18 protein-coding genes and 1 pseudogene are annotated in these 20101 nt (G+C 63.6%); 12 read left to right on the top strand and 7 right to left on the bottom strand.

The window, feature by feature from the left end; translation table 11 throughout:
* Positions 1–4: 4 nt before the first annotated feature.
* Positions 5–664, bottom strand: coding sequence for a VC0807 family protein (locus QEN71_RS23180; RefSeq protein WP_201657516.1), 660 nt, complete (start codon positions 662–664; stop codon positions 5–7).
* Between the two features lie 127 nt (positions 665–791).
* On the opposite strand from QEN71_RS23180, the gene arfB reads away from it, so the two are divergent.
* Positions 792–1199 carry an alternative ribosome rescue aminoacyl-tRNA hydrolase ArfB gene (gene arfB / locus QEN71_RS23175; protein ID WP_201657385.1) on the top strand — a complete coding sequence of 136 codons (408 nt, stop codon included), beginning with the start codon at positions 792–794 and terminating at the stop codon, positions 1197–1199.
* A 9-nt stretch (positions 1200–1208) separates the two neighbouring features.
* Here arfB and QEN71_RS23170 read toward each other — a convergent pair whose 3' ends face one another.
* Positions 1209–2483, bottom strand: a complete 1275-nt coding sequence (locus tag QEN71_RS23170) for an EAL domain-containing protein (RefSeq protein ID WP_201657382.1) — start codon at positions 2481–2483, stop codon at positions 1209–1211.
* A gap of 327 nt (positions 2484–2810) precedes the next feature.
* On the opposite strand from QEN71_RS23170, the gene QEN71_RS23165 reads away from it, so the two are divergent.
* The gene (locus tag QEN71_RS23165) at positions 2811–3101 is read left to right on the top strand and encodes a putative quinol monooxygenase (RefSeq protein WP_201657380.1); all 291 of its coding nucleotides are present in this window, start codon (positions 2811–2813) and stop codon (positions 3099–3101) included.
* An 88-nt stretch (positions 3102–3189) separates the two neighbouring features.
* Here the strand turns inward: QEN71_RS23165 and QEN71_RS23160 are convergent, their stop codons facing one another.
* The 3 genes from QEN71_RS23160 to QEN71_RS23150 all read right to left on the bottom strand — a co-directional run bounded on the left by QEN71_RS23160 (position 3190) and on the right by QEN71_RS23150 (position 4932).
* On the bottom strand, positions 3190–3447 hold the full coding sequence (locus QEN71_RS23160; RefSeq protein ID WP_201657377.1) for a DNA-binding protein: 258 nt from the start codon (positions 3445–3447) through the stop codon (positions 3190–3192).
* Positions 3448–3667: 220 nt separating this feature from the next.
* Positions 3668–3904 (bottom strand): hypothetical protein, encoded by a 237-nt coding sequence (locus QEN71_RS23155; protein ID WP_201657373.1) that lies wholly within the window; start codon positions 3902–3904, stop codon positions 3668–3670.
* Positions 3905–4245: 341 nt separating this feature from the next.
* Positions 4246–4932, bottom strand: coding sequence for a YdcF family protein (locus QEN71_RS23150; protein ID WP_201657370.1), 687 nt, complete (start codon positions 4930–4932; stop codon positions 4246–4248).
* 296 nt (positions 4933–5228) lie between these two features.
* Here QEN71_RS23150 and QEN71_RS23145 point away from each other — a divergent pair, with 296 nt between their 5' ends.
* Positions 5229–5543: a hypothetical protein gene (locus tag QEN71_RS23145; RefSeq protein ID WP_201657367.1), complete on the top strand. Its 315-nt coding sequence runs from the start codon at positions 5229–5231 to the stop codon at positions 5541–5543.
* A gap of 328 nt (positions 5544–5871) precedes the next feature.
* On the opposite strand, the gene QEN71_RS23140 is transcribed toward QEN71_RS23145, so the two are convergent.
* Entirely contained in the window at positions 5872–6141 is a 270-nt protein-coding gene (locus QEN71_RS23140; RefSeq protein WP_201657366.1) for a hypothetical protein, read from the bottom strand.
* Positions 6142–6516: 375 nt separating this feature from the next.
* Positions 6517–6912: pseudogene (locus QEN71_RS23135) on the bottom strand (transposase); the annotation flags it as partial.
* Positions 6913–7332: 420 nt separating this feature from the next.
* Between QEN71_RS23135 and QEN71_RS23130 the strand changes: the two are divergent.
* The 9 genes from QEN71_RS23130 (at position 7333) to truB (ending at position 19651) form a co-directional block, all read left to right on the top strand.
* Entirely contained in the window at positions 7333–8235 is a 903-nt protein-coding gene (locus QEN71_RS23130; protein WP_201657363.1) for a LysR family transcriptional regulator, read from the top strand.
* Positions 8236–8336: 101 nt separating this feature from the next.
* On the top strand, positions 8337–9572 hold the full coding sequence (locus tag QEN71_RS23125) for a pyridoxal phosphate-dependent aminotransferase (protein ID WP_201657360.1): 1236 nt from the start codon (positions 8337–8339) through the stop codon (positions 9570–9572).
* A gap of 313 nt (positions 9573–9885) precedes the next feature.
* Positions 9886–10929, top strand: a complete 1044-nt coding sequence (gene scpB / locus QEN71_RS23120) for an SMC-Scp complex subunit ScpB (RefSeq protein ID WP_201657358.1) — start codon at positions 9886–9888, stop codon at positions 10927–10929.
* Between the two features lie 60 nt (positions 10930–10989).
* Positions 10990–12819 (top strand): 23S rRNA pseudouridine(2605) synthase RluB, encoded by a 1830-nt coding sequence (gene rluB, locus QEN71_RS23115; protein WP_201657355.1) that lies wholly within the window; start codon positions 10990–10992, stop codon positions 12817–12819.
* Between the two features lie 419 nt (positions 12820–13238).
* On the top strand, positions 13239–13697 hold the full coding sequence (gene rimP, locus QEN71_RS23110; RefSeq protein ID WP_012401123.1) for a ribosome maturation factor RimP: 459 nt from the start codon (positions 13239–13241) through the stop codon (positions 13695–13697).
* Positions 13694–15169 (top strand): transcription termination factor NusA, encoded by a 1476-nt coding sequence (gene nusA / locus QEN71_RS23105; RefSeq protein WP_201657352.1) that lies wholly within the window; start codon positions 13694–13696, stop codon positions 15167–15169. Before rimP ends, nusA begins: the two co-directional genes overlap by 4 nt.
* A 96-nt stretch (positions 15170–15265) precedes the next feature.
* Positions 15266–18166 (top strand): translation initiation factor IF-2, encoded by a 2901-nt coding sequence (gene infB, locus QEN71_RS23100; RefSeq protein WP_201657346.1) that lies wholly within the window; start codon positions 15266–15268, stop codon positions 18164–18166.
* Positions 18167–18331: 165 nt separating this feature from the next.
* Positions 18332–18697: a 30S ribosome-binding factor RbfA gene (gene rbfA, locus QEN71_RS23095; RefSeq protein ID WP_036005647.1), complete on the top strand. Its 366-nt coding sequence runs from the start codon at positions 18332–18334 to the stop codon at positions 18695–18697.
* Between the two features lie 24 nt (positions 18698–18721).
* Positions 18722–19651, top strand: a complete 930-nt coding sequence (truB, locus tag QEN71_RS23090) for a tRNA pseudouridine(55) synthase TruB (protein WP_201657344.1) — start codon at positions 18722–18724, stop codon at positions 19649–19651.
* The last annotated feature ends 450 nt before the right edge of the window (positions 19652–20101 follow it).

Below are 20101 nucleotides of genomic sequence, written 5' to 3'. Positions count from 1 at the left end.
GCCGTCAGTTGGCCGCCGTCCCACGCGGCGGCTCCGTTTCGGATTCTGTCTGCGATTGCGCGAGATCGCGCAGCGTGCGCCGGTACCAGAGCGTCCAGACCATCAATCCGCCGAAAATGCCGTAGCCGACGAAAGGCGACACCACCAGCACGCGTTCGATCGGCCAGTGCCAGGCCATCCAGCCGCGCAGCGCGGTTTCGCCCGTGAGGCCGAGGCCCCAGGTGGCCGTCAGCACGCGCAGACCGCGCGCGAAGGCAGGACGCTCGCGCCACAGCATATCGATATGCGCGGCGCCGTTGGTCATCTCGCGGGCGACGAACGCACGCGTCAGATAAAAGACGGCGGGGCGCCGCACCAGCAGCGACAGCAGGAACGCAATGCCGATCGCGCCCGACACCAGCGACTCGCGAAACAGCAGCATGCGCGAATCGCCGCCGAGCGCCATCGCGCCGATCGACAGCACGATGCCGAGCAGCACCGTCAGGCTGAGCGCGTCGGCGCGCCTGAAACGCACCAGTTCGACGAGGCTCCATACGACGGGCGGCACGGCGGACGCAATCAGTCCGCCCGTTTCGCCCCAGTACGGCAGAGCGAGGCGATAGGCGACCCAGGGCAACGCCAGGTTGACGACGAGTTCGAGCACCTGCGCACCGCGCATTTTCATCACGATGGTTGCCCTCGGGCTGAAAGTGTCAGTATCGGCGAGATCGGCGGCGAACGGCAAATGCGCCGCCATTCATGCTATCCGGCATAGCCGGTTACACTTGCCGTTCCTCGCACGACTCTTTGACATGACTTCACGCTATCCGATCCCGCCGAACGAAATCGAACTGACGGCCGTGCGCGCGCAGGGTGCCGGCGGGCAGAACGTCAACAAGGTATCGAGCGCGATTCATCTGCGCTTCGACATCCGTGCGTCGTCGCTGCCCGAGGTGCTCAAGATGCGCCTGCTGGCGATGAGCGACCATCGGATCACGCGCGACGGCATCGTCATCATCAAGGCGCAGGAACACCGGACTCAGGACATGAACCGCGAGGCGGCGCTCGCGCGGCTCGATGCGCTGATCGACAGCGTCAGCGTGACCCGCAAGGCGCGCGTGGCGACGCGGCCGACGCGCGCATCGAAAGAACGGCGGCTCGAAGGCAAGGCGAAGCGCAGCGATGTGAAGTCGGGGCGGCAGCGCATCGTCCACGACTAGCGCGGCGCGTCACACGGGGCTTGCGTTGCGCACTTCAGGCAGGAAATCGACGCAGAACACATGCGTCTGACCGTTGCGATCGACGGTCACGGCTGCCGTGTAGCAATCCTGGCCGTCCATCAGCGAACAATGCGGTCCCATCATCGCGACGCGGCCCGGCGCGGCGAGCGCGTGCTTGAAATAGGCGCGCCGCGACCAGTTGTTGCGCGTGTCGGGAAAGAGCGGCGCGAGGCGGGCAGGGGGAGGCGGCGTGCCGCGCGCCGTGATCGACGGCTCCAGCTGTTCGCCGCGGTCGTTCAGCGCGAACACGCGGCGCGCGTCGGGCACGAGGAAGACGGGCTTCGAGGCTTCTTCGAGATCGCCCGTCTGCATGTAGAGCGAAGCGCCCGCGAGCACGGCTTCCGTGAAACCCTCGAACCCAGGGCGCTGATAGCGCGAATGCGAGCGCTCGTAGCTGTCGAAGCGTTGCCACATCTGCCCGATCAGCTCCGGCACGCGCGCGCTCGCCGCCTGTATCGAGCCCTTCGGCTGACCGAACCAGTAACCCTGGATGAAATCGACGTCGGCCTGCATCAGCGTCATCAGTTCGTCTTCCGTCTCGACGCCTTCCGCCAGCACGAGCGTGCCCGACTGATGGAGCATGTTGATCAGATGCCCGATCAGCGAATTGTCGTTGTCCTGGCGGCCCGCGCGCGCGACCAGCGAACGGTCGAGCTTCACGATGTCCGGCCGGAAGCGCCACACGCGGTCGAAGTTCGAAAAGCCGGTGCCGAAGTCGTCGATGGCGATCAGGAATTCGCGCGGCTGCGATGCGGCGAGCATGCTGGCGACCGCCGATTCGTCATCGGCCGGTTGCTCCAGCACTTCGATCACGATGCGTTCCTGCGGCAGTCCGAAATGATCTGACAGTTCGTCGATGAACGGACGCTGCGGCCAGCCCGTTTCGAAGACCTGCGGACGCGTGTTGAGAAACAGCCATCCTGTATCGATGCCTTGCGCCATGAAGTTCGCGACATGCAGGCAGCGCGCGAGGCGGTCGAGCGCGCGTGCGTCGGCCGTCGAGCGGGTGCCGGAGAACAGCACGGCGGGCGAGATCGGATGACCGACGGGATCGAATGCGCGCAGCAGCGCTTCATAGCCCACCACGCGCTGGTGCGTCACGGAGACGACCGGCTGGAAAACGCTGCGCAACGTAATGGTTCGCCACGGCGCAGCCCATCCGGCCTCGTCCTGCACCATGTGCTGCAGAAGGCCGGTGAGCGTCGTATCGTCGACGTTAGGCATGACGGCAGATTGTCCTATGCAGCGTGCGGCGCGCGCCCGGATGCAGCGGCATGCCGGCGGCAGGCATGCCCAACATCGGCGCAATGGAGGTCGGGCCCGAAGGCGATCGGATCGATGCCGTTCACGCGCGACTCCGCTCAATGGTGCAGTTCGGTATGCAGCTCAGCTCATCGAAATCAGTCTAGCAGTTCGTATGCTATTCGAATGTTCGGGTAATCACAGACCGGCCCAAGTGTCTGCGCAGTTATGGCTTGATGTTGGCGAAGTTTGGCGGCGCGTTTATGGCAGCGGCGCTATGCTGCTGGTTTTCGAAAACTGGAGTGCAGAATGTCGGAAATCGCGGTGGTCGCAATCTCGGTAGCAAAGCCGGGACATGAAGAAGAATTGCGTGCGGCGCTCGAAGGAATCGTCGGGCCGACGCGCAAGGAGCGCGGCGCGTTGCAGTACGACTTGCATCGCGACTTGCGCGAGCCGCGCCGCTTCATTTTCTTCGAGCGTTGGGAAAGCGAGGAGGCGCTGGCGGCACACGCGAAGTCCGCGCATATCGAGGCCTACAAGAAGGCGTCGGCTGGCTGGATCGAATCGGCGGAACTGCGCATCGTGTCGAAGATCGCTTGACGAGGCATTGCAGCCGCGATCGCGGATCCAGAAACAGCAAGGCCCGGCAGCGAAGCTGGCCGGGCCCTGGGCAAAGCGTGGACTGCGCTCAGTGCGTCGCTTGCGGCACGTCGAGGATCAGGATGATGGTCCAGTCGGCATCGCCGTCGTGATGATACTGGCGCTCGGCGACGATGAACGGCTGCTGCTTGCCGGTCGGTCCGAGAAACAGCACGTCGCCTTCCATCGGCAGACATTCGACGGGCGGCAGCGCAAGGAATGCATCCTGATTGCCGCGCGGCATGAGTTTTTCGATCTTGCGGGATGCTGCTTCAGTCCATTCGATGTCCAGCTGGATGTTGCTCATTCTGTCCTCCGCACCAAGGGGCGCACGGGTTGGGGTGGATTCGTCGGTGCGCGACTTTAGCATAACGTCGATGGGCATCCTGCGAGATGCGGTTCGTCCGTAGCCGGTAGTTCATTTCTGCCGGCGCAAATAAAAAAAGCCGAGGCCGTGGTGAACGGCTTCGGCTTTTTCACTCATACGACCGATGCGCGAACCGACCTGCGTCGCTCGCGCAGTCTGCTTACTGCGCCGGCGCAGCGGGCTTCTTGTGATGCATGCCCTTGTGATGCTGCTTCATGGGTGCGGGCGGTGCGCTTTCCATTGCCTGCTGCTTGGCCTGCAGATCTTGCGCGCGCTGCTCGACGTCGGCGGCCTTGGCCGGATCGGTGCTCATCTGTACGCCTTGATCCTGCTGCGCGTATGCCGCGCCCGTCAGTGCCGAGAGGGAAACCAGGATTGCCAGGGACACTTTCTTCATCGTTGCCTCCGTAGAGAGTGGTTATGGACCCGAGTATGGCCTGTCCAATGGAACGACAGTGCATTCTAGCCAGCAATGTTCAGTCCAGAGTCTGTTCTGTAACAGAATTCACAGATCGTTACGTCTGGTTACATCCGCGCATGGCTGCCACGAAGCGCCTTCACAGAAGCCATTGCGCATCATCGCTATTGTGCTGCGCTTTGGCCTGCGTGTCGCGACAAGTCATATTTTCCCGCTTTCGCATGACGCGCAGTTGTCTTTCTATCCTGTTCGAAGTGATGGCGTCAATTCCGTCGGAGAGCTAAGCAACTTGCGAAGTGCGTCCGCCGTCCGTCTTGCGATCAGAACCAGCCGATCTGCCGATAGACGTGAAACTGCGCGATGCCGATCAGTTCATGCAGCGCGATTTCCGCATCGAAGAAATTTTCCCGGCGGGGCAAGACGCCGCGTCTCGCGTGCCGCGTATTCGACACGAGCGGCAGCGGCTGCATGCCGAAGCGGTGGAAGTTGAGCAGCGCCCGCGGCATCTGATAGGCGGATGTGACGAGCATCAACGAACCGTAATATCCGTCGGGCAGAATAGCAGCGACGTTGCGGGCGTTTTCGTAGGTCGTCAGGCTGCGGTTCTCGACGATGACGTCCGCGCGCGGCACTTCTTCGCGCAGCAGGTAGGGCAGGTAGGTGTCGGCTTCCGTCGCCTCGTGCTCCTGCGGGTTGCCGCCGCTGAGGATCACGTGACACACGGGACTGACCCGTTTGCAGCGCGCGTAGAGATCGGCGCTCATCGCGATGCGGGCGATCGCGTCGCGCGGCGGGACGAGCTTGCCGCCGCGGTGAACCGTGCCTGTGCCGAGAATCACGATCGCCGTATGGGTCGCGTACGTTGCGGGAGCAACCGTCCGTCCGCCGGGCGGCGCGCCGCGCTGGGCGAGATCGAGCAGAGGCTGGGTGAGCCAGCCTGCGCCGAGCGCCCAGAAAACCACGATGGTCGTCGTGCCGATCAGCGTGCGGGCGTTGCGCAGCAGCATGAAAGCTGCAAAAAAAAGCAGCAATAAAGTTAAGAGAATCAATTTTATTGGGGTAACGTATGGTATTCGGACATTTCCGCGAGCGGATCATCGCGCCGTCAAGGGTGCATCGCCGCCAGCAGGAAGCAGAACGCTAGCACGGCGTTCACACGGGGGCCGAAATAAACGGCGGCCAATGCCAGCATTGGCGGATAAGCACGTGAGATTTGCGCGCCGTCCGCCGCGCGCGCGTCAGAGAGACGCGCCATTGTGTCGCGAACAAATAAGTCATGGCTGCACTTTAAGAAAGAAGTGAGATGACCGCTTATTCCAACGAAGCAGTACTTGAGGCGCTACGACGGGCGCAATACCGTCAGGTGCCATGGGCGAAGCGCCCAGGCGTTTTCCAATATCTGCGTTCGCTTGGCATGATGGACACCGTTCGGCAACGGACGGTCGCGCCCGCGCCGGGTTTCCACGCGCCTGTGGACATCGCGGTGCTGACCGAACGCGGCCGCGCTGAATTTGCGCGGCTCTCCCGCGACGAGCGTGCCCTCGACTGGGACGCGCGCCGCATGTGTCACTACGTTTTCTCCGGCGTCGACGCCGGGGAGCGGGCCGCCGCGCTCTAGGCGCCGGCTCTTGCAGGACGCGCGCACGCGAGGACAGTGTGTGCGCGACAACGCGTCGCCCAAGGCGCGTCGAGGGCGTTTCGCCGCCAATTCCCGGGTTTTTACATTTTCTTTATGCGGGCATTCCGCTCAGGCAGCGGGCTGGGCATTGTGCAGTCCAGACGAAAAAAAAGCCCGTATCGCGAGGATACGGGCATACCGGAATTACTTCTGCCACGCTGTGCTTAATGGCATTGGTGAGACTGCCGACATGCCGGCTGGTTCCCGACATCGCGCATCTTCATCGACATGTCGACGCGGTATCGATCTCAGCCATGAATCGGTGTACTCAATGCGCGTCCGGCCCCCGTCGCTGGGGGGCGTCGTCGCGCTGACCGTCGGGGCGCGCGCGGACATTGCTCGCGATATCGCCCCGCAGATCGCCACGCGGCGTGGGCGGCGTAAAGCTCTGGTTGCGCGTTTCAGCTTGCTGCCACGCCTGCAACGTGGCCGGCTGCTCCGGCCTCCAGTTCCAGCCCTGCGGGCGCTGTTGCGCGGTAGCAGTCGCGGCGAGCAATGAAACGACCAAGCCGCAAACATGCAGTGACATTGGCCTCATGATCGGTTCCCGACAAGCCGGCCGGGACGGGCTTGTTTGCATACTTGTACGGTATGCCGCATTGCGAAAGCATGCTGTAAATAAAAGTAAATGGATGTTTCGCCACGTCACGGCGGGTATGCCGGCCGGGTGAATGCGTGGGGACGGGAAGGGTAGGCGCGGCTTAGGACGTGCTCACGCGGGCCGGTCACGGATGCATCGGCGTCCGTAACGGGTGGAAAAATGAGCAGACGAGGGAAGTCAGCGGCAGACGCCGCCGCGCTCCGCAAGAGAAGGGAGCGCGCGAATTCACATCCAGGAGATCGGGCGGACGTCGCCAGCCTCAGAAACGCGCCGGGCGCCCTGAGGCGCCCGGTAGCGTAGATTGCATCATCAGGCCATCTTGACGGGCGCGCGCCACGATTCCGGATTGGTCCAGAACGCGCCACGCAGACGGTCGCGGCTCGGCGGTGCGGGCGGTTTGGCCGCCGTTGCGCCGATGCGCCCGCGCAGCGAAATCTCACGGCCGCTCGTGCCCAGCCGCTTGACTATCTCCGCGAGCGTGCCGTCCGCCTGCCATTCGTCGAAACGACGACGGCACGTCGGCGGCGACGGGTAGCGGCCCGGCAGCTTGGACCAGCCCTCGCCCGTCGACAAAACCCACAACACGGCGTTCACTACCGCGCGAGCTTCGACGCGTGGTCGACCACGGCGTTCGCTCCGTGCCGGCTCTGCACAGAACAACGCCTCCACCAGCGCCCACTCGTTGTCTCTCAAATCGTCGAACACCATCATGTTTCACCTCAGCGAAGCTAACTCCGGTGCGCTGCCCCGCGCTGCGCACTCTTCATGCGCCCGAATCCGTATCGGGCGCCGGCGGAGAGTCGGCCTGTGCTTCGTCGAACCGTTTTTTCACCAGTCCGAATCGGCGCCGACTCTTGTGCCAAGGGAAATGCACGAAGCGTGCCATCTTTCACCTAACCGCCTCGAAGCCCCGCCGCATCAAGCCGTTACGGGCGTTAGCCTGGCCCGTATGAGAATCCAAAAAACGCATCACGCAAATCGGGACAATCACCAATCTTGTGCAATCAGGCCCGCCCCGCGTGCGTTTGCGCCGTTTTGCTGCGTCGCAGCGAAGTTGGCGAAACAATGCACAGGTGCATTCCAAGGCATAAAATCTGCATCAAACGACATTATTCATGAGGGGAAAGGATGAATGTGACGCTGCGCCAACTGCGCGTCTTCATCGAAGTTGCGCGGCTGCAGAGCTTCAGCCGCGCGGGCAGTGAGATCGGCCTGACGCAGTCGGCTGTGAGCCGCTGCGTGCGCGAACTGGAGGCGGAAATCGGCCTGAAGCTGATCGACCGGACGACGCGCGAAGTCCAGTTGACGGACGTAGGCGGCAACCTGGTCGCGAGCGTGTCTCGGCTGCTCGGCGATCTCGACGACGCGCTGCGCGAGATCCGCGAAATCGGCGAACAGCGGCGCGGCCGCGTGATGGTGGCGGCGAGCCCGACCATCGCGTGCCGGCTGATGCCGGATATCGTCGCCACATGCGGGCGGCAGTTTCCCTACATCACGCTCGGGCTGCGCGACGACGTGCAGGGCGACGTCGTGCGCAAGGTCAAGTCGGGCGAGGTGGATTTCGGCGTCGTGATCGGTCCGCTGACCGCTGACGATCTCTTCACCGAGCCGCTGATGACCGACTCGTTCTGCCTCGTCTCTCGCGACGACCATCCGCTCGCGTCGCGTGCGGAGATCGCGTGGCGCGAACTGGACGGCGAGCGCCTCGTGATGCTCGATCAGGCGTCCGGCAGCCGGCCGATCATCGACGCAGCGCTGGAAGAACATGGCGTGAGCGCCGAGGTCGTGCAGGAGCTTGGCCATCCGTCAACGGTGTTCGGGCTGGTGCAGGCAGGCGTCGGTGTGAGCGTGCTGCCGTGGCTGGCGCTGCCGCTGCCGGCGGGGTCGTCGCTGGTCGCGCGGCCGCTCGTGCCGCGCGCGGAGCGGACGGTCGAACTGGTGAGGCGGCGCGACCGCTCGCTGTCGCCGGCCGCCGATGCCGTCTGGAATCTGATTCATCAGGTTCCGGGGCGCACCGAGGATCTGCGCTGACATGTTGATTGTGATTGCGTCCGTAGTTTGCGTGCTTCGCGCCGTCCGGTAAGGGCGGCACGTTACACTCGCATCTTTCGACAGACCCGCCGGGATTCTCGATGCGCGACACGGACTTGCCCCAGTCTTTGATGCCTGACGCCACAGCCCAAATGAAGAAGCCGGATGCCCGCGACGCCGTGCGCGCACTGCGGCCCTCGCAGATCCGCGAAGTGGCCAACGCCGGCTTCGGCGTCCCGGACGTGCTGCCGTTCTGGTTCGGCGAATCCGATCGCGTGACGCCGGCCTTCATTCGCGATGCCGCGAGCGCCGCGCTGGCATCGGGCGCGACCTTCTACACGCATAACCTCGGTATCGCGCCGCTGCGCGAGACGCTGGCGCGCTACGTGAGCGATCTGCACGGTCCGACGTCCGTCGAACACGTCGCCGTGACGAGCGCGGGTGTCAATGCATTGATGCTGGCGGCACAGCTGGTCGTCGGTGCGGGCGACCGCGTCGTCGCCGTGACGCCGCTGTGGCCGAATCTCGTCGAGATTCCGAAGATCCTCGGCGCGCATGTCGACACGGTATCGCTCGTCTATGGGGCGAGCGGCTGGCAGCTCGACATGGAGCGGCTGCTCGCCGCGCTGACGCCGGATACGAAGCTGCTGATGCTCAACTCGCCGAACAACCCGACCGGCTGGGTGATGACGCGCGACGAGCAGCGCGTCGTGCTCGAGCATTGCCGCCGACACGGCATCTGGATCGTCGCCGACGAAGTCTATGAACGTCTCTACTACGCGGGCGAGGCGGGCGAAAGCGCGCCGTCGTTCCTCGATCTCGCCGCGCGCGACGAGCGCGTGATCTGCGTGAATTCGTTCTCGAAGGCGTGGCTGATGACAGGCTGGCGGCTCGGCTGGATCGTCGCGCCCGCCGCGTTGATGGACGACCTCGGCAAGCTGGTCGAATACAACACGTCCTGTGCGCCGGCGTTCGTGCAACAGGCCGGGATCGCGGCCATCGAGCAGGGCGCCGCGTTCACGCGCGAGCTGGTCGGCGATCTGCGGGCATCTCGCGATCATCTGGTGCGGGTGCTGTCGACGGTGCCGGGTGTCGACGTGAAGGCGCCGCCGGGTGCGATGTATGTGTTCTTCTCGTTGCCGGGCGCGTCGCGGAGTCTCGAGCTGTGCAAGGCGCTGGTGCGCGATGCTCAGCTCGGGCTCGCGCCCGGCAGCGCGTTCGGGCCGGAAGGCGAGGGCTTCGTGCGCTGGTGCTACGCGTGCGATCCGGCGCGGCTCGATGCCGGCGTCGAGCGGCTGCGAACGTGGCTCGATCGGCAAGGCGTCGCACGCGGATAGCGCGAAACCGTCGGCGCGCCCGAAACACACGGCGCGCCGACCCGTTATGCATCGCCGGAAATGTCGATTAAGGTGCAGTCTGGTTTTCGTCTTTACGCACCGATTGTTTTTGCGTAATATGGCAGCCAGTCACGCGGTTCCCTCGCGGAATTTCGCTGCTCCGTCGTCCGGCTGGGTTTGGCTCGATGCCTTTTTCGCCTCCCCCCGGTGCGTGCTCCCATCAATATGACCGATCAGAATCGGGCGAGCGCGTCTTCAGTTCCACATCGTCTGTTTGATCCGGTTCTTTGACCACAGGGTCTGACCTAGCTGCATGAATACCCAAGAGGCGAAGATCGTCCTCGAGACTGCCTTGATCTGCGCGCAGGAGCCGTTGAAGATCGGTGATTTGCGTAAGCTCTTTGCCGACGGCGTATCGGCGGATACCGTCCGCACGTTGCTTGAAGACCTGAAGCAGGATTGGTCCGGACGCGGTGTCGAACTCGTCGGGCTGGCGTCCGGCTGGCGTTTTCAGAGCAAGCCCGCGATGCGCACGTATCTCGATCGTTTGCATCCCGAGAAGCCGCCGAAATATTCGCGCGCGGTACTCGAGACGCTCGCGATCATTGCGTACCGGCAACCCGTCACGCGCGGCGATATCGAGGAAATTCGCGGCGTGACCGTGAATACGCAGGTCGTGAAGCAGCTCGAAGACCGCGGCTGGATCGAAGTGATCGGACATCGCGACGTGCCGGGCCGCCCGGCGCTATACGCGACCACGCGCTCGTTCCTCGATGACCTCGGCCTGAAGTCGCTCGAAGATCTGCCGCCGCTCGACGATCCGTCGGCGCAGTCGAACATGGATCTGCTCGCGCAGCACGCAATCGAGTTCTCCGAGGTCGATGCGGCTCCCGTCGAAGAGCTGGTTGCGGAAGTGGGGGAGGCTGGCGTCGATGGCATGGCTCATGCTGCATTGGAGAGCGAGGCATCGGGCGAAGAGGCGGCACTGCAATCGCACGCAGATGAAGCAGCAGCGCCAGAGGCCGAAGGGACGTCCGCTGCGCCGCAAGCGTCCGCGCCCGACAATGCCGAAACCGGCATTGCGCACGAAGATGCGTTGGCGCACACCGAACACCGCATCGCCGATGAGGCGACGCATGAAACGGAAGCGGCTCAAGAAGCTGCTTCCGACGCGCAGTCCGAAGACGAACACCACGACACGCGCGAATCGCATAACGAGACCGGGCACGCGGCTCACGCCAACCCGGCCGAAACAGACCAGAGTCAAGCGGCGCACGGCGATCATCACGATCGCCGCGACACCGCTCAGGACGCAGGCGAACTCGCCGACGACGAAGCCGAGTCGCGCAGCGCCTGACGTAACCGTACTTTTTGACGCGCCCGCAACGGGCGCGCGACCTGACATTTTGAGGTTGTTTTGACAGACATCCACGACACCGATTCGTCCGAATCCGAGCGCGCCGTCGCTGCCGCGCGCCCCGACGAAACGCGCAACGCACAAGCGTCGGCGGGCGATAACGAACGGACCGGACAAGCACCGGACGCCGAGGGCGACGAGCGCCCGCGCCGCGGCCTGCGGCGTGGTCCGCGTAGCCTGATCGCGCGACGCCGCGCGGGTGCGAAAGCGAAGACGGCCGAGGCCGATGCGACGCAGGCTCCCGCCGCGACGGAAGCGCCGCCCGACGGCGAAGTCGTCGCGCAGGCGCGCGCGCCGCGCAAGGACTCGGGCGCGAAGGCGCAAGGCCAGGGCGGCCGCCGTGCGGGCGGCAAGCAGGGTGGCCAGCAAGGCGCCCAACAGGGTGCACAGCAAGGTGCACGACAAGGCGGTCAGCGCAAAGGCCGTGGTGCTCCGGCCGCTGCCGACGCTGCGCCCGTTGCCGCTTCCGAAGACAGGCAGGACGACCTGTTCGCCTACGTGACGTCGCCCGCGTTCGATGCCGACAACTCGGCGACGGGCGGCGTGCGCGCGCCGATGCTGCGTCGCGGCCGTCCCGCCGCGCCGAAGCGCGTGCTGTCGCCGGACGACGACGCGCCCAAGCTGCACAAGGTTCTCGCCGACGCCGGCATGGGTTCGCGTCGCGATATGGAAGAGCTGATCGTCGCCGGCCGCGTGTCGGTGAACGGCGAGCCGGCACACATCGGCCAGCGCATCCTGCCGACCGACCTCGTGCGCATCAACGGCAAGCCGATCAAGCGCAAGCTGGCAAGCAAGCCGCCGCGCGTTCTGCTGTATCACAAACCGACGGGCGAAATCGTCAGCCATGCTGATCCGGAAGGCCGTCCGTCGGTGTTCGACAAGCTGCCGCCGATGAAGACGGCGAAGTGGCTTGCCGTCGGCCGTCTCGACTTCAATACGGAAGGTCTGCTGATGCTGACCACGTCGGGCGATCTGGCGAACCGGTTCATGCATCCGCGTTACAGCGTCGAGCGTGAATATGCGGTGCGTGTGGTCGGCGAACTGGCTGAAGGCAACCGCCAGAAGCTGCTGCACGGCGTCGAACTCGAAGACGGTCCGGCGAATTTCCTGCGCATCCGCGATGGCGGCGGCGAAGGCACGAACCACTGGTATCACGTCGCGCTCGCCGAAGGGCGCAACCGCGAAGTGCGCCGTATGTTCGAGGCGGTCGGTCTGATGGTCAGCCGCCTGATCCGCACGCGTCACGGCCCGATCGCGTTGCCGCGCGGCCTGAAGCGTGGCCGCTGGGAAGAGCTCGAAGACAATCAGGTGCGCAGCCTGATGGCGTCGGTGGGTCTGAAGGCGCCGACTGAAGAGAAGGGTGGCCGCCGCAGTGAGCCGGAGCGTCGCCAGCCTGATCCGATGCAGACGTCGATGGGCTTCATCAATCGCGAACCCGTGCTGATGTCGCATGGCCGTTTCGATCAACAGCAGCCTCGCGGCGGCGGCCAGGGTCGGCGCGGTGGTGCCGGCGGCGGCAGGGGCCCGGGCGCATTCGGCGCGGTGAACTCCGGCCTGGGCGGCGGTTTCGGCAATTCGAACGGCAATCGCGGCGAAGGCCGTGGCGGCCGGGGTGGTCGCGATGTCGACGGCAACCGCGCGTCTTCGGGCAACCGTGCGGCAGCGGGCGGCAACGCGAAGCGCGCCGGTGGCGGTGCTGCTGGCGGTGGTGGCGGCAATCGCACGCCGAATGGCAATCGTCCGAACAGCGGCAACCGCTCAGGCGGCAATCCCAACGCCGGCGGCAATCGCAGCGGCGGCGCGCAGCGCAACCGCTCCCGCGGACGCTGATCTTCGCGACGCGACGGGCGGCACTGCTTGCCGCCTGTCGTGATCGACGGCACTCGTCGCTGTCGGTCGCCGTGCGCATTCGCGACACGCGTGACAAAAACCCTTCGCAGACTGCACGAAACGGCGCGTTTCGAGCCTTGATTGCGGCAAAACCGGCCGCAAATGGGCTTCAGCGACCGGTTGGCGGTTTGCGTTTGTCGTGAAAAATGGCTACAATCACGAAGTCACTGGGCGTGCGGTTTTATGTGCGGCTCAGGTGCGACCACCGGCAATAAGATGATGGGCGTTTCGCCCATTTTTTTTTGCCGCTCAGTTCTTACGTGGATCGGCATCTCGGGTAGCACGAACGTGCGCCGGCTTGGCGCGCAGCCCGCGGGTGTATCGCAACGGCTTGCGGCGCGAACATCTTAGAGGGCAACGTGCAACTGACGGAACTGATTGAAACCACGGTCGTGGGCCTCGGCTATGAGCTCGTCGATCTCGAGCGCACCGGGCGCGGCATGCTGTGTATTTATATCGACCAGCCCGCCGGCATCGCGATCGAAGACTGCGAAAAAGTTACCCGTCAGCTCCAGCACGTACTGACGGTCGAAAATATCGATTACGAGCGGCTCGAAGTATCGTCGCCAGGTCTCGACCGTCCGCTGAAAAAACTGGCGGACTTCGAACGCTTCGCGGGCAGCGAGGCGGTCATCACATTGAAAAAGCCATTGGACGGACGGAAATCGTACCGGGGCATCCTGCATGCACCCGAAGGCGAAACGATCGGTCTGGAATTTGAAGGGAAGGAAGGCGCCGCGATGCTGGATTTCACGCTCGCGGATATCGACAAGGCACGCCTCGTTCCGAAAGTTGACTTTAGGAGCCGCAAACAATGAGTCGCGAAGTGTTGATGCTGGTGGATGCGCTGGCACGCGAAAAAAATGTCGACAAGGACGTGGTTTTTGCCGCGCTCGAGGCAGCGCTCGCGTCTGCATCCAAGAAACTCTTCGACGAAGACGCGGACATCCGCGTTCATATCGACCGTGAAAGCGGCGAGCACGAAACCTTCCGTCGCTGGAAAGTCGTGCCGGACGAAGCCGGCCTGCAAGAGCCGGATCAGGAAATTCTGTTGTTCGAAGCGCGCGAGCAGAAGGCCGACGCGCAGATCGACGACTTCCTGGAAGAACCCGTTCCGTCCATCGAATTCGGCCGTATCGGCGCGCAGGCCGCCAAGCAGGTGATCCTGCAGAAGGTGCGCGACGCGGAACGCGAGCAGATCCTGAACGACTTCCTCGAGCGCGGCGAAAGCATCATGACGGGCACCGTCAAGCGTCTCGACAAGGGCAACTTCATCGTCGAATCGGGCCGTGTCGAAGCGCTGCTGCGCCGCGACCAGCTGATTCCGAAGGAAAACCTGCGCGTCGGCGACCGTGTGCGCGCTTACATCGGCAAGGTCGATCGCACCGCACGCGGTCCGCAGATCGAGCTGTCGCGTACGGCGCCCGAGTTCCTGATGAAGCTCTTCGAAATGGAAGTGCCGGAAATCGAGCAGGGCCTGTTGGAAATCAAGGCGGCGGCGCGCGATCCCGGCGTGCGCGCGAAGATCGGCGTGGTCGCGTACGACAAGCGTATCGATCCCATCGGCACCTGCGTCGGCATTCGCGGTTCGCGTGTGCAGGCGGTGCGCAATGAGCTCGGTGGCGAAAACGTCGACATCGTGCTATGGTCGGAAGATCCCGCCCAGTTTGTGATCGGCGCGCTCGCGCCGGCAGCTGTCCAGTCGATCGTCGTCGATGAAGAAAAGCATTCGATGGACGTCGTCGTCGACGAAAACGAACTGGCGGTCGCCATCGGCCGCAGCGGCCAGAACGTGCGTCTCGCCAGTGAGCTGACCGGCTGGCAGATCAACATCATGACGCCGGACGAGTCTGCGCAAAAGCAGAACCAGGAACGCAGCGTTCTGCGCGACCTGTTCATGGCGCGTCTCGATGTCGATGAAGAAGTCGCCGACATCCTGATCGACGAAGGTTTCACGAGTCTCGAAGAGATCGCCTATGTGCCGCTCAACGAGATGCTGGAAATCGAAGCATTCGACGAAGACACCGTTCACGAACTGCGCAACCGCGCTCGTGATGCGTTGTTGACGATGGCGATTGCGAACGAGGAGAAGGTCGAGGGCGTTGCGCTCGACCTGAAGAGCCTCGACGGCATGGACGCCGATCTGCTCGCGAAGCTGGCTGAACATCAGATCCAGACGCGCGACGATCTGGCCGAACTGGCTGTGGACGAGCTGGTCGAGATGGCCGGCGTAAGTGAAGACGCCGCCAAGGCGTTGATTATGAAGGCCCGTGAACACTGGTTTCAATGAGATCCAAGACCATGAACCACTGACCTGATCGCGGCCGTAAGGCTGCATGACCCGATGCTAACCGCAAGGAATCGGTCCTTGCATTAAGAGGAATGAATGGCGAGTAACAACGTAGCCCAATTTGCCGCGGAACTGAAAATGCCTGCAGGCGTGCTGCTCGAGCAGCTGCAGGCGGCGGGCGTCCAGAAAGCGAGTGAAGACGATGCTTTGTCCGAGACGGACAAGGCGCGTCTGCTCGACCACTTGCGCAGGTCGCACGGCTCGAACGATGCTGACAAGCGCAAGATCACGCTGACCAAGCGGCATACGTCGGAGATCAAGCAGTCCGACGCGACGGGTAAAGCTCGTACCATTCAGGTCGAGGTGCGCAAGAAGCGTACGTTCGTCCGCCGCGATGAGGCTGTCGATCAGCCCGCGGAAGCAACGGGCAATGGTCAGGAAGCAGCCGCGGAAGATCTCGAACTGCAGCGTCGCGAGGAAGAAGCACGTCACGAAGCCGAGCTGCTCGAAAAGCAGGCTCAGGAGCTGAAGGCGCGCCAGGATCAACTCGCCCTCGAGGAAGCCGAGCGTCAGGCACGCGAACAGGCTGCCGAAGCCGAGCGTCGTCGCGCCGAAGAGGAAGCGGCGAAGAAGCGTGCTGCGGCAGTGGCCGAAGCGGCAGCCGCGGCTCGCGAGCAGGCCGAGCAGGAACGCGCATCGCAGGACGAAGAGCGCGCAGCAGCGGAACGCGCTGCACAGCGCGAAGCGGCGAAGAAGGCCGAAGATGCTGCGCGTGAGCAGGCCGAAAAGGCGCGTCTCGAACAGGAAGAAATCGCGAAGCGTCGTGCGAAGGCGGAAGCCGAAGCGCGCGCAATCCGCGAAATGATGAACACGCCGCGCAAGGCGCAGGTCAAGGCGCCGGAACCGCCGCCGAAGCCGGCCGAGGCGCCAAAGCCCGCGGAAGCGAAGGGTACGCTGCACAAGCCGGCGCGTCCGGCTGGCGAAACGTCGGCACGTCCGGCCGCGAAGAAGCCGGCGCCCGCAGCAGCGGCGCAACCGGCAGCGACTGCGCAGCCGGCTGGTCCCGGCGGCGACAAGAAGAAGGCCGGCGGCAAGGGCGGCTGGCAGGACGACGCAGCGAAGCGCCGTGGTATCAAGACGCGCGGCGACACGAGCGGCGGCGTCGATCGCGGCTGGCGTGGCGGTCCGAAGGGCCGTGGCAAGCATCAGGAATCCACGACCTTCCAGGCGCCGACCGAACCGATCGTGCGTGAAGTGCACGTGCCGGAAACCATCACGGTTGCCGATCTCGCGCACAAGATGTCGGTGAAGGCTTCGGAAGTCATCAAGGTGATGATGAAGCTCGGCCAGATGGTTACGATCAACCAGATGCTGGACCAGGAAACGGCGATGATCGTCGTCGAAGAACTGGGCCACCATGCTGTCGCGGCCAAGCTGGACGATCCGGAAGCGATGCTCGTCGAAGGCGAAATCTCCGACGCGCCGCAGCTGCCGCGTCCGCCTGTCGTCACGGTCATGGGTCACGTCGACCACGGCAAGACCTCGCTGCTGGACTACATCCGTCGCGCGAAGGTTGCGGCGGGCGAAGCGGGCGGCATTACGCAGCACATCGGCGCGTATCACGTCGAAACGCCGCGCGGCGTCATCACGTTCCTCGATACGCCGGGTCACGAAGCGTTCACGGCAATGCGTGCACGCGGTGCGAAGGCAACCGACATCGTGATTCTGGTCGTTGCAGCGGATGATGGCGTCATGCCGCAGACGAAGGAAGCCATCTCGCACGCGAAGGCGGGTGGCGTGCCGCTCGTCGTTGCGATCAACAAGATCGACAAGCCGGATGCGAATCCGGACCGCGTCAAGCAGGAACTCGTCGCGGAAGGCGTCGTGCCGGAAGAGTACGGTGGCGATTCGCCGTTCGTGTCGGTGTCGGCGAAAACGGGCGCGGGTATCGACGATCTGCTCGAAAACGTGCTGCTGCAGGCGGAAGTGCTGGAACTGAAGGCACCTGTCGAAGCACCGGCGAAGGGCCTCGTGATCGAAGCGAAGCTCGACAAGGGTAAGGGTCCGGTTGCAACGATCCTCGTCCAGTCGGGTACGCTCAATCGCGGCGACGTCGTGCTGGCAGGCAGCGCCTACGGCCGTGTGCGTGCAATGCTCGACGAAACGGGCAAGCCGACCAAGTCGGCAGGTCCGTCGATCCCGGTCGAAATTCAAGGTCTGTCGGAAGTGCCGGCGGCGGGCGAAGAAGTCATCGTCATGCCGGACGACCGTAAGGCGCGTGAAGTCGCACTGTTCCGTCAAGGCAAGTTCCGCGACGTGAAGCTGGCGAAGCAGCAGGCCGCGAAGCTCGAAAACATGCTCGAGCAGATGGGCGAAGGCGAAGTGCAATACCTGCCGCTCATCGTCAAGGCGGACGTGCAGGGTTCGCAGGAAGCGCTGGTGCAGTCGCTGCTCAAGCTGTCGAACGACGAAGTGCGCGTGCAGATCGTGCACAGCGCGGTCGGCGGAATCAGCGAGTCGGACGTCAATCTGGCTACGGCATCGAAGGCGGTCATCATCGGCTTCAACACGCGTGCGGATGCGCAGGCTCGCAAGCTGGCCGAGACCAACGGTATCGACATCCGTTACTACAACATCATCTACGACGCAGTGGATGAGGTGAAGGCGGCGATGTCGGGCATGTTGGCGCCGGAAAAGCGCGAAGTCGTTACGGGCATGGTCGAAGTGCGTCAGGTCTTCAAGGTGCCGAAGGTTGGCTCGGTGGCCGGCTGTATGGTCACGGACGGTGTGGTCAAGCGTTCGTCGTCGGTGCGCGTGCTGCGCAACAACGTCGTCATCCACACGGGCGAGCTCGATTCGCTCAAGCGCTTCAAGGACGATGTCAAGGAAGTGCGTCAGGGCTTCGAGTGCGGTATGTCGGTGAAGAACTTCAACGACATCCAGGAAGGCGACCAGTTCGAAGTCTTCGAAGTCACGGAAGTCGCGCGTACGCTGTAATTCCGGCGTCGCGTAGATGAGGGGCGGGGCGGGCGCTGAAGCCCGGTCCCGCCCCTTTGTTTTTGTATCGATTGTTTGTCGTGTTTGCGTTGGATGTGTCCGTGGCTCGCTGCCGCCGAATGCGCGAACACCTTGCTATCCGGCAGCACGGATCACGGATTCACCATGCCTAAGAAACGTACTTCTCCCAATCGCAATGTGCAGATCGCCGATCAGATTCAGCGCGATCTTTCTGATCTGATTCGCGAGGTCAAAGACCCGCGCATCGGTATCGTTACGTTTCAGAGCGTCGAGTTGACGCCTGACTATGCGCACGCGAAGGTCTACTTCACGACGCTGACGGGCGATCCGCATCAGACGCAGGACGCGCTCAATCACGCGGCGGGTCATCTGCACAATCTGCTGTTCAAGCGGCTGCATATCCACACGGTGCCGACGCTGCATTTTCACTACGACAAGACGATCGAGCGTGCCGTCGAGATGTCGCGCCTGATCGACGAGGCGAACGCTTCGCGCGCGAAAGACGACTGATTGCAGGTCGAGGCACGCGCACATATGACTCAGAACCAACGTCCCAAGGTGCCGCGCCGCGCGCTGGATGGCGTGTTGCTGCTCGACAAACCGGTCGGTCTGTCGAGCAATGATGCGCTGATCCGCGCGAAGCGTCTGTATCTCGCAAAGAAGGCAGGGCATACGGGCACGCTCGATCCGCTCGCGTCCGGTCTTTTGCCGCTTTGCTTCGGTGAAGCGACGAAGTTTTCGCAAGATTTGCTCGAAGCGGACAAGACCTACGAAGCGACGATGCGGCTCGGCATTCGCACGACGACGGGCGATGCCGAGGGCGAGGCGATCGACACGCGCGACGTCACGTGCGACGAGCGCGCCGTCGAGCAGGCGCTCGCGCAGTTTCGCGGCGACATCGTTCAGGTGCCGCCGATGTATTCGGCGCTCAAGCGCGACGGCAAGCCACTTTACGAGTACGCGCGCGCTGGGCAGACGGTCGAGCGCGAAGGGCGTCGGGTGACGATTCACGTGCTTGAAATGATCGCGTGCGCGTTGCCTGATGTGACGTTTCGTGTGACGTGCAGCAAGGGCACGTATGTGCGCACGCTGGCGGAGGATATCGGCGAAGCGCTCGGATGTGGCGCGCATCTGGTGATGTTGCGACGTACCGGCGTCGGCGCGTTGACGCTCGCCAATTCTGTGACGCTCAATGCGTTGTCTGATGCTCAGCCAAGTGAGCGTGATGGCTGGCTTCAACCTGTCGATGCTTTGCTTTCTACGTTTCCTTCAGTTCAACTCGATGAAGACGCGACGCGGCGGTTTTTGCATGGGCAGCGATTGAGGTTGGCTGATCTTTCAGTTGATCAGGATGCCTTGCAGGCTGCTGTTCGTGCGCGGGTTTATGGCAGTGAAGGGAAGTTGCTTGGTGTCGCGAGAGCTTCTGAAGGTGTGCTGGCGCCCGAGCGTCTTATAGTGAGTTAGCGCCTGGGCGGCGCGTGCCTTTTTCTTCGCTGGCATCCGCGTTTGCGTATCGGTTTATTAGCGTTGCCCCTGTGCGGGGCGGCACCTACTTTTCTTTGCAGCGGCAAAGAAAAGTAGGCAAAAGAAAGCCGCTTTTGAACCTCCAGTGCCTGCCTGGATAACGCTGCCGCGTGCCGCAGTTGAGCTATTGCCTAGCGACTTCCGCACTCTGTAGAAAGCCCGCAGTCAACCGCGCACGGCGCGAAAAACCAATACAGTTTGGAGCACATACCGCCGTAGTCAGAGCGACGGCAAAGGCAAAAAAAACGTGCTGACCGAATGTGCCCCAGGTGGATGTCATCTTTCGCGCCGCGCGCGCCTGACTGCGGGCTTTCTACGGAGTGTTTGCGTCACTGCGCGACCGCTCAAAGACCGTGTGCCTTGGCGTTATCCTGGCAGGCACCGGAGGTT

The organism is Paraburkholderia sabiae (assembly GCF_030412785.1).
Lineage (GTDB): Bacteria > Pseudomonadota > Gammaproteobacteria > Burkholderiales > Burkholderiaceae > Paraburkholderia > Paraburkholderia sabiae.
The sequence above is the reverse complement of the archived record's forward strand: the minus strand, read 5'-3'. Positions and strand labels throughout refer to the sequence as shown.